The following is an 8,871-nucleotide window of genomic DNA, read 5'->3' as shown; positions in this document are numbered from 1 at the left end:
ATGGATCACGCACTTTCTTTGGAATTGGATCCGACAACGATTGCAGCAGACTCTCGGATACATGATTTATCTGAGGTTAAACAAAGCGGCATGGCATGGGTGAAAAACCACGTTCAAGAGGTGAATAACTGGGTTGAGCGAGATGGTTTTGCATTGCTTCGTGGCTTAAATATTGTGAGCACGAATCAGTTTAGCGCCATACTTGAGACCTTGTTTGGTGAGCGCTTAAGCCAGTATGTGTATCGCTCTTCGCCACGAACGGCACTGAACAACAATATTTACACCACCACGGAATATCATGCCGATCAAGTGATCCTGCAGCATAACGAAAATGCTTACTCCAATGTTTGGCCGATGCGAATGGGCTTTTTTTGTGTGATCCCAGCAACCACGGGTGGGTGCACACCACTTGCCGACAGCCGTGAAGTATATCGTCGTATTCCCAGTGAATTAAGAGACAAGTTTGAGCGTTTAGGTGTGCAGTACGTGCGCAATTACGGTGATATCGACCTACCTTGGCAAGAGGTTTTTCAGACCGAGAGTAAAGCCGAGGTTGAGCAATATTGTCGAAAAAATGAAATCGAATTTACTTGGCTTGATGATAAAAGGCTACAAACCAAGCAATGGCGTCCGGCGGTCATGCGTCATCCAAAAAGTGGTGAAAAGGTTTGGTTTAATCAAGCTCACTTGTTCCACTGCTCGAGTCTAGATAATCAACTCAGTGCACAAATGCGTGACAGTATCGGCAGCGAATTTTTACCTCGTAACGCCTTTTTTGGTGATGGTAGCGAAATAAGTGACCAAGACATCAAGCTTATCAATCAGGTTTATCAAGACCTCACTTTCGCTTACCCGTGGCAAAGAAACGATATTTTGCTGCTGGATAATATGCTGTTTACTCATGGCAGAGAGGCCTATACAGGCACTCGTAAAGTACTAGTTGGCATGGCAAATATCGCGTCAGCATAACTAGTTGGTACTCATTCCGATGAAAGTCGGGCAACAACATTTGTTAGTGGTTACGTGGTTGGCAATGTAAGGAATGAAAAAATGAAATGGCTAATACAACTACGGCTAAGAATGATGATGCTATTTTGCATCACCTTAGCACTGGCTTCTTGTTTGCAGAAAAAGAGCATCGCAGATAATCACACCATTATGCCTAATCAATTAGAAATGATAGCGGCGGTGGTGAAGGAATATTGCGATGCCAACCTATTCTTTGGCACGGTTTATATCACCTCGGTTGATAAGGTGGTGTACCAGTCCAACTGCGGACCACAGAACATGCAATATGATGTTGATAACAGCGTTAAGTCCAAGTATCGCATCGGTTCCAATACCAAAGCGTTTTCGGCTGCTATTTTAATGCAGATGTTAGATGGTAAGGACTTACGGCAGGAAACCATTGGCGATCACTTGCCTTGGTACCCAGATAACCAATGTGCGGATGTTTCGCTACATCATTTGCTTACCATGTCGTCTGGGATCAATAACTACAGCGACAACGAAGCCGTATACGATAACTACGGTTGGCGGCCTTATTTATATAACTCGAGTCTAGATCTTAACGGTCCGGAAGATTTTAGTAATCGCTTTTGCACCTGTGGTGCCGAAGCGGGGCAAAGTGGCTCACCGTCATTTACCCCGGGTAGCAAGTATGAATATAGCAACTGTAACTACTATCTTATCGGTAATATCATTGAGCAATTAGCGGCTGGCAAACAAGGCAATATCGGTCGTGAGTATTGGTTTGCCAATATCGTTCAAGAGCAAATTCTAAATCCGCTTAGCATGACGGACAGCGGCTCTTACAGTGCGATTGGTGTCTATTCAAATATGACCACAGGCTATATCTATAATCAAAACCAATACTTACCCCTTGCCAATGGTCGTCCACCAGCTACAGGTGGACCTGCACCTTACGAAGACATTTTAGTGAATCCATATAGCAACCCTTTGGTACTGTATTCCGCTGGAGATTTGTATTCCACAGTGGAAGACATGCATAAATGGGATCAAGGCTTGTATGGCACTCAAATCTTAAACGATACCCAGAAACTAGCGGCCTTTGCTCCTTACTCTAACACTGGTAGCAGCGACGAGTGTGAATACTATGGCTATGGTTGGTTTGTCACTTATGTTGACCCAAACCAGTACGGCAAAGTGGCAAATTGCCCCGAAAACCCAGCTGATGCAAATCTCAGAATGTATGAAAAATTTTTACAGTACTCTGGTAGTTACCCCTATTCATGGGTGACCAGTTTCACCCGTTTACTGGAACGAGATCAAAGCATCATGGTGTTTAGCAACTATGTGAAAGAGGGGATTGAGTCAGATTGTATCGCCAAGGAGATCCGCAACATTATCTTCTATAGTGATAAACACCGTACCGAGCAATGCCAGCAAGATTTGAATCAGGCATAACGCGGTAGGGAAAAATACCGAGCTTTCGCGCTCGGTTAAACAAATTAATAGAACGCCTGCAGTAGGTGGCAACGTTTCGCTCAGTTGTATTTGTGACACTGTGCAAATCCTTGGTTGTTCTTAGGTTTACTTCTTCATCATGGATGAAGGCGGTAAAACTCAGAGTTGAATAAGTGCAGCTTGTTTGATTTTGGGTATTAGGGCAAGTGCCAATATGGTGCTTGATGAGTTCGACAACTGTTTAAATAAATCATAGAGGATGAATTATGGCAGTGACAAAAACAGCGAAGGATGACAAGGCGAGCGACGCTCCAGAACAACAGGAATCACAACTTGTTGCTGATGAAGACAGAGCAGCCGTTGCTCAGCTGATTGTCGACAAATACACAAAATGGTCGTTTGGCTCTGGGTTTATTCCCGTTCCTGCGGTTGATTTAGTGGCGTTGACAGGGATCCAAATGAAGATGATAGGCGAAGTAGCAAAAGTCTATGGTCAATCATATGGTGACAACAAGCTGCGTGGCACAGTAAGCGCATTGATCGGCGGCTCTTTTCCACAAACCTTAGGGGGCGCGGGACTAAGCAGCTTTTTGAAGGCGGTTCCTGTACTTGGCACGTTAAGCGCAATCGCATTTATGCCAGTTGTGTCTGCGGCATCAACACACGCAGTAGGCGCAACTTTTGTTCGACACTTTGAAAATGGCGGCACGCTGATAGACCTGAATCTAGCAAGTATGAAAGGGGATATCGCAGACATCGCAGCTAAGTATCGTGCAAATAAAGGGAATGCGGACGCAACAGCTACAGCGGAAAAAGCCACAGTATAACCGATACTGGCTGACATAAACCGGCAGGCAACTGCTGGTTTATTCTTCGCACCAAATTTATCAACAACTTGGAGAAAATTATGCTTATCGCTTTATATTTAGTGTTATGCATTTTAACTGGTTATTGGGGACGAAACACCTTTGCCGGACCTGTGGGCTTCTTTTTAATTTCGTTGATGTTTACGCCTATTGTTGGCTTGATCATTTTACTAGTTGGGCAAAAGCGCAAGCCCACAGAGGTGAATGACGAGGAATGAGATCTTACATTGCCGGTAAAACTGGGCGATTTATAAATATAACTTAATGTTTTAATGCAATATTTATTTAAATCCAACAGGCAGTTTTGATTTTTAGGGACTATGCTAAGTAGCATGCGCGGGCGGTAGCCCAATAACAATAAAAGATAATAACAATGGTATTGTACGAATTAATTCGCCGACATATTCAGATAAAGAAAAGGACCTTTGTTGCACTGGGGTGCATTTCTGGTTTGGCCAACGCGTTGGTGCTTGCGCTTATCAACAACGTAGCAGCCAATATCTCTGATATTAATAAAGAAAATCATATTCTTTACTACTTGGTGCTATTTACACTGACGATTGCAATATATGGTTTCACTCAGCAAAGATTGATGACTAAAGCCGCGCAAATGGTGGAGCGTGCCATAGATAAATTGAGAGTCGATTTGTTTGAAAGCATTCGTCATACCGAGCTGTCAACGTTAGAGAAAATTGGCAAAGAGCGGATCTTTAATACCATCAGCAAAGAGTTACAGACCATATCTCAGTCGGCGCAGCTGTTTGTGATCATTGGTCAATCTATCAGTTTGGTGTTTTTTACATCTCTTTATATTGCCTGGCACTCTTTTGTGGCGTTTATGGTTATATCGACACTGATTTTGGTCGGCGCCAGTATTCACCGTTTACGCGCCAATGAAATCCAGCGCAACATGCGCATTTCTTTTGAAAGCGAAAATCAGCTTATTCAACGCTTATCTGATTTGCTCGATGGCTTTAAAGAAGTAAAGCTCAGTGAGCCAAGAGCGGAAGATTTAGAACATGAGTACCGCCGTGATTCGAATCGTGCAAGGCGTGCAAAAACCAAAACCCAAACCTTGTTTGCGACCGACTTTATTCTGTCGCAAATCACCTTTTTCGCAGCGACAGGCGCTATGGTGTTTATCGTCCCTATGCTCTCTGACGTGTATACCGATGTGGTCATTAAAGTTACCACCGCATCGCTATTTTTAATCGGCCCTATTACCAGTATTGTTGGTGGGATCCCCGTTTTCACCACCGCAACAGAGGCGGCGCAAAACGTCTTAGCATTGGAGCGCGATTTAAAAAACGTCCAAGATGAGCAAGAGGTTAAACGACCTGAACCGAGTGAAAGCCTAACCTCATTCAATGCCATCACCTTAGCGGGGGCGTTTTATCAACATCAGAAAAAATCGAGCGATCGTCCGTTTGCTGTGGGGCCGGTGGATATCACCTTTGAACAAGGAAAAACCACTTTTATTACCGGTGGTAATGGTAGCGGTAAAACAACGTTTATACGGATGTTGACTGGCCTTTATGAATTACAGAGCGGACAAATCCTTTTGAATGGCAAAGCGGTTACGGAAGATAATCGCCTTGCTTATCGAAGCTTATTCACAGCCGTTTTTGCGGATTTTCATTTGTTCCAGCAGCTCTATGGTATCCGTGATTTGAGTACTGAAGAAATCGACGAATGGTTGGACTTTTTAGAGATGCGCGCCAAAGTGGGTATTCAAAATGGGGCGTTTAGCACCATAGATCTATCGTCAGGTCAGCGCAAGCGCTTAGCGCTTTTGAGTACCATTTTAGAAAATCGTCCCATTTACATCTTTGATGAGTGGGCGGCAGATCAAGATCCTATCTTTAGGCGAAAATTCTATGAACAAGTGCTACCTCGTTTAAAAGCGCGTGGTAATACCATTATTGCCATCACCCATGACGATGCCTATTTCCATTTGGCCGATGTGCACTTAAAAATGGAGGAAGGTCAGTTGTTAGCACACCACGACAGTGAAAGTAATGGAGTACCATCATGAACATTAATATTTCAGGGGATTTTGCCTTACTCGTCGCCGGCGGCTTAATACTGGCGCTGATCCTATCTAATTTGCTCATGCGGGTGTTAAAGCGTTACAAGCCCAAGTGGCATAAGCGTATTTTGTCTTGGCGTTTTCGCGCTGGTGTGACGTTACTTATTCTACTGTTTATTGCCGTTGCATTGGTCAAAATCATTTTTATCAAGGTAGACTCAGGTCAAGTTGGAGTACTGTGGAAGCGCATTGGCGGTGGTACGTTCGTAGAACATCCATTTTATGAGGGCACGGTGCTAGTTTATCCTTGGGATACATTGACGATTTATTCGAGCCGATTCCAAACCGCGACTACTCAGGTACATGCGATCACCTCTGAGGGCTTGCGGATCCAGCTAGATATCACCGTACGTTACCGTCCTGTAGTGGAGCATATTCCGTACCTACATAAATTAGTTGGAGAGGATTATTTAGATGAAATGGTGATCCCTGAGGTTGCCTCTGCGGTGCGCATGATTGTATCTGACTATACCGCGGAGCAAGTCTATGGTCATCAGCGTCTAGAAGTTCAGGCTCGGCTATTGAATACGGTGTTAAAGGAGCTACAGCTGCAAGAAAAAACAATTCTTGAGCAAGAGAAAAGCACGATGCAAGGGCATAACTTAGTGAACCTTGACGATATGCTTATTCGGCAGGTGGATGTGCCAGATAAAGTACATAACGCAATTATTTCCAAAGTGAATCAGATGTACTTAAATCAAGAGTATGAAATGCGTTTAGAAGTAGCCAAAAAAGAAGCAGAACGAAAAAAAACCGAAGCTCAGGGGATAGCCGACTTTCAAGAAACGGTGAGTGGTGGGATCTCTGAAACTTATCTAAGATGGCGCGGCATAGAAGCAACCATAGAATTGGCGAAATCTAATAACGCAAAAGTGGTGGTAATAGGCAGTGGTAAAGATGGCCTACCATTGATCTTAAATACGGAGGGCAGCACATCCGCTTTGCCTGCCTCGGTTAACCCAAATGCTACGGATCCACAAAGCCAAGAGCCACAAACGCCTAATGCGACTAAATCAAAGTAAGGAATAGTTACATTTTCAGTATCACGGACTACACTGTGGCGATAAAGGAAAAGAGAAGGACAACGAAAAATGCAAATTGATTTACATCATGGCATGACATGGGTGGTCGCACGCGCGGCGGGATTCACCGACCAAGAGGCTGAAATTATTGCTCACTCGGCACAATACGTAGATGATGCAACAAACTATGGTCACATCAAGTTTGATAACGGTGCTGCTTATGAGCGCATCGCAACCGCTCATAAAATGCTCGATTATAAAAACCTAGACAGCTTAAAGAATATGAAAGTGTGGGTACCTTTTCATTTCCTACCGGGTAACGGCGGTTTACCTGCTGGGCAAAATCCGTCGGGCACCTTTATTCAAAAGCTAGTGTGTAAGCCACATTCCCATGTAGCAAAAGATATGGTCGCTGAGTGTATTGCAGATAAGCATAGGCCTTATGGACTGCACCGCCTTGGTATCACCTCTCATGTCTTTATTGATACTTGGGGCCACCAGGGATTTGCTGGCATACAGCATGAAGTCAATGAAGTGACTGAAATAATGGACTTGAATGGTGAAGCAGAAGAGACTTGGCGCGAGCGAATAAGCGAATACTTTTCTGGTGTTTTTCAAGATGATATTCCAAGTTTAGGACATGGGCAGGCGCTTTCTCACCCTGATCAGCCTCATCAGCAGTGGAGTTACTTCAACGGATTGGGCGAGAAAGTGGTGCGAGATAATCCAAGCGATTTTCTGGTCGCGGCCGATGAGCTTTGCAAAGTCTATCAAGACTATCGAGGCGAGGCTATCAGTGGCTTGAGTGAGTCATTAAAGCAAGAAATAGCGCAGTGCTTTGCTGAATTTGATATGGATGATGGTGAAGAACGTCATCAACTGTGGCTTGATGCCATAGAAGCTAACCGATTTGGACTTGGAAGTTATACCCTAACTTACATTGCCAAAGGTGAGGGGTCGTGGAAACATCAAGCGCTAGGTACAACCCGTGCTAAAGGTGATGACGATAGCTATTCATTTCGCAGTGAATTCCTAACTTCTAACTGGAAGTATTTTCACGATGCAGCCAAAAAGCATCGCCTCTGTGTCATTGATGATATTCTGCCCAAATACGGAATTTGTGTGAGCTAAACTTCAGTAAAGTAAGTGCAGCAAGGCTGCACCATTTTTGTGTTTAAAATAGCTCGGAAGAAAGCTCGCGGGATTGTGAATTTTGGTTAATATGCCAAGTTTCAACAAGGCGAGTCGTACCACCCGAGTTTTTACAAATTAATTCTGTCACCAGTACTTTATAAAAACCACTGTATTTAGCCTCACCCACAACATTCAAGACATCACTATAAAATCCACCTTGATGTCTTTCATTGAAAAATTCTGGGTTACCACTGACGTAGTTGGTTTTATGGCACAGGCCTTGGTGCGAGTTGTTATTAATATTAATCAAGCCGGTATATTGAACATCCGCAAAATACCCAGGGCCATTGCTCGGCGTTTGCCAATCAGCCACTGTGATTTCACTGTGCCATACAACGGCGGGAGCCTTGGGTATCTTGTGATAAACAATCGCCTCTTCACCTGAGGGTAAGGTGCAGCTGAGTTTAACCGACTTTTCTGTCAGCTTATGCTCCGCAGGCAGTGGGCCAGAAATAAAGGGCGCGTTGAATGTGAGAGGAGCAATCAAATCGCCGGTTTGTGTATTAACCACTTCAAATTGATGGCACTCATCCGCCGCTAAGCCGCCCGTGAGCGCATTAAAGAACTCAGTTGTGCCTGCACGAGCTGAGATAAAATCAACAGGTGCGCCCTGATACTGCGAATGATCTCCCGCACCATCCTGATCATAAAATACCTGTGTAGCCAAAACAGAAGTGGAACTACAAGCCAATGCCATAGCAAGTAGTCGAGTGTTGAATGTAACCATAGTTTTTCCTTTACAGTTGTGTTTGTTTTTTATTCAGTCTCAATATAAGGTAAATGTAACTTCATGCAACTTTTTGATTTTTCTGGTTTTGGCAACTATCTAATTACTGCAATCGCTATCTGTATTGGTACGTGATGTGGATATAAATACTTAGAGTTTAGCCAGCGTTAGATGAATGGAGTTCAAGTGGGTGGAGATGCAGGTCATCTGAAGCTCTAGTTACTAGGTTTCAGTATTTTATTATGTGGATTGACAGTTGTGTTTGTACCGTTTTTTGGATTGAAGCTGTACAACTTTAAAATTTAGGGCTAAAGAGCCAATATCTTTATAGTTTGCAATCAAATAAGCTTTTGAATATTGATTTCAGTAGTATGTTAAAAAAGAGTACAAAAGACGTAAGGTATGAAAAATGGTGGCCCCACCTGGACTCGAACCAGGGACCTAACGATTATGAGTCGTGCGCTCTAACCAACTGAGCTATAGGGCCATTTTGTATTTTTGCGCGTTATATTCGTCCATGAAGCTTGGTTCCGGTCTCGGATTCAA

Annotated in this window: 8 protein-coding genes and 1 tRNA gene; 7 read left to right on the top strand and 2 right to left on the bottom strand. The window is 43.8% G+C overall.

Annotation, left to right across the window (positions count from 1 at the left end; translation table 11 throughout):
• The 7 genes from EXT48_RS14845 (at position 1) to EXT48_RS14820 (ending at position 7,535) form a co-directional block, all read left to right on the top strand.
• Positions 1 to 969 carry a TauD/TfdA family dioxygenase gene (locus EXT48_RS14845; protein WP_039494111.1) on the top strand — a complete coding sequence of 323 codons (969 nt, stop codon included), beginning with the start codon at positions 1 to 3 and terminating at the stop codon, positions 967 to 969.
• An 81-nt stretch (positions 970 to 1,050) separates the two neighbouring features.
• Positions 1,051 to 2,427: a serine hydrolase gene (locus tag EXT48_RS14840; RefSeq protein WP_130164918.1), complete on the top strand. Its 1,377-nt coding sequence runs from the start codon at positions 1,051 to 1,053 to the stop codon at positions 2,425 to 2,427.
• Between the two features lie 266 nt (positions 2,428 to 2,693).
• Positions 2,694 to 3,254, top strand: coding sequence for a YcjF family protein (locus tag EXT48_RS14835; protein WP_010607109.1), 561 nt, complete (start codon positions 2,694 to 2,696; stop codon positions 3,252 to 3,254).
• 80 nt (positions 3,255 to 3,334) lie between these two features.
• Complete coding sequence (locus EXT48_RS23735; RefSeq protein WP_017217212.1) at positions 3,335 to 3,511, top strand: hypothetical protein; 177 nt, start codon at positions 3,335 to 3,337, stop codon at positions 3,509 to 3,511.
• Positions 3,512 to 3,666: 155 nt separating this feature from the next.
• On the top strand, positions 3,667 to 5,328 hold the full coding sequence (locus EXT48_RS14830; RefSeq protein WP_130164917.1) for a cyclic peptide export ABC transporter: 1,662 nt from the start codon (positions 3,667 to 3,669) through the stop codon (positions 5,326 to 5,328).
• Positions 5,325 to 6,404: a prohibitin family protein gene (locus tag EXT48_RS14825; RefSeq protein ID WP_069021378.1), complete on the top strand. Its 1,080-nt coding sequence runs from the start codon at positions 5,325 to 5,327 to the stop codon at positions 6,402 to 6,404. Before EXT48_RS14830 ends, EXT48_RS14825 begins: the two co-directional genes overlap by 4 nt.
• A 69-nt stretch (positions 6,405 to 6,473) precedes the next feature.
• Positions 6,474 to 7,535, top strand: a complete 1,062-nt coding sequence (locus tag EXT48_RS14820; RefSeq protein WP_130164916.1) for a DUF6765 family protein — start codon at positions 6,474 to 6,476, stop codon at positions 7,533 to 7,535.
• Positions 7,536 to 7,578: 43 nt separating this feature from the next.
• Here EXT48_RS14820 and EXT48_RS14815 read toward each other — a convergent pair whose 3' ends face one another.
• Entirely contained in the window at positions 7,579 to 8,325 is a 747-nt protein-coding gene (locus EXT48_RS14815; protein WP_130164915.1) for a hypothetical protein, read from the bottom strand.
• A 410-nt stretch (positions 8,326 to 8,735) separates the two neighbouring features.
• Positions 8,736 to 8,812: transfer RNA gene (locus EXT48_RS14810), tRNA-Ile, on the bottom strand.
• Between the last annotated feature and the right edge of the window lie 59 nt (positions 8,813 to 8,871).

Source organism: Pseudoalteromonas sp. CO348 (genome assembly GCF_004208845.1).
In the GTDB taxonomy this organism is placed as follows: domain Bacteria; phylum Pseudomonadota; class Gammaproteobacteria; order Enterobacterales; family Alteromonadaceae; genus Pseudoalteromonas; species Pseudoalteromonas maricaloris.
Note: the sequence above shows the minus strand (reverse complement) of the source record. Positions and strands in the feature narration are given on the sequence as shown.

Excerpts from the sequence above, each read along its gene's own strand:
- EXT48_RS14845 (WP_039494111.1), top strand. The coding sequence starts at position 1 with ATGGATCACGCACTTTCTTTGGAATTGGATCCGACAACGATTGCAGCA.
- EXT48_RS14825 (WP_069021378.1), top strand. The coding sequence starts at position 5,325 with ATGAACATTAATATTTCAGGGGATTTTGCCTTACTCGTCGCCGGCGGC.
- EXT48_RS14830 (WP_130164917.1), top strand. The coding sequence starts at position 3,667 with ATGGTATTGTACGAATTAATTCGCCGACATATTCAGATAAAGAAAAGG.
- EXT48_RS14835 (WP_010607109.1), top strand. The coding sequence starts at position 2,694 with ATGGCAGTGACAAAAACAGCGAAGGATGACAAGGCGAGCGACGCTCCA.
- EXT48_RS14820 (WP_130164916.1), top strand. The coding sequence starts at position 6,474 with ATGCAAATTGATTTACATCATGGCATGACATGGGTGGTCGCACGCGCG.
- EXT48_RS14840 (WP_130164918.1), top strand. The coding sequence starts at position 1,051 with ATGAAATGGCTAATACAACTACGGCTAAGAATGATGATGCTATTTTGC.
- EXT48_RS23735 (WP_017217212.1), top strand. The coding sequence starts at position 3,335 with ATGCTTATCGCTTTATATTTAGTGTTATGCATTTTAACTGGTTATTGG.
- EXT48_RS14815 (WP_130164915.1), bottom strand. The coding sequence starts at position 8,325 with ATGGTTACATTCAACACTCGACTACTTGCTATGGCATTGGCTTGTAGT.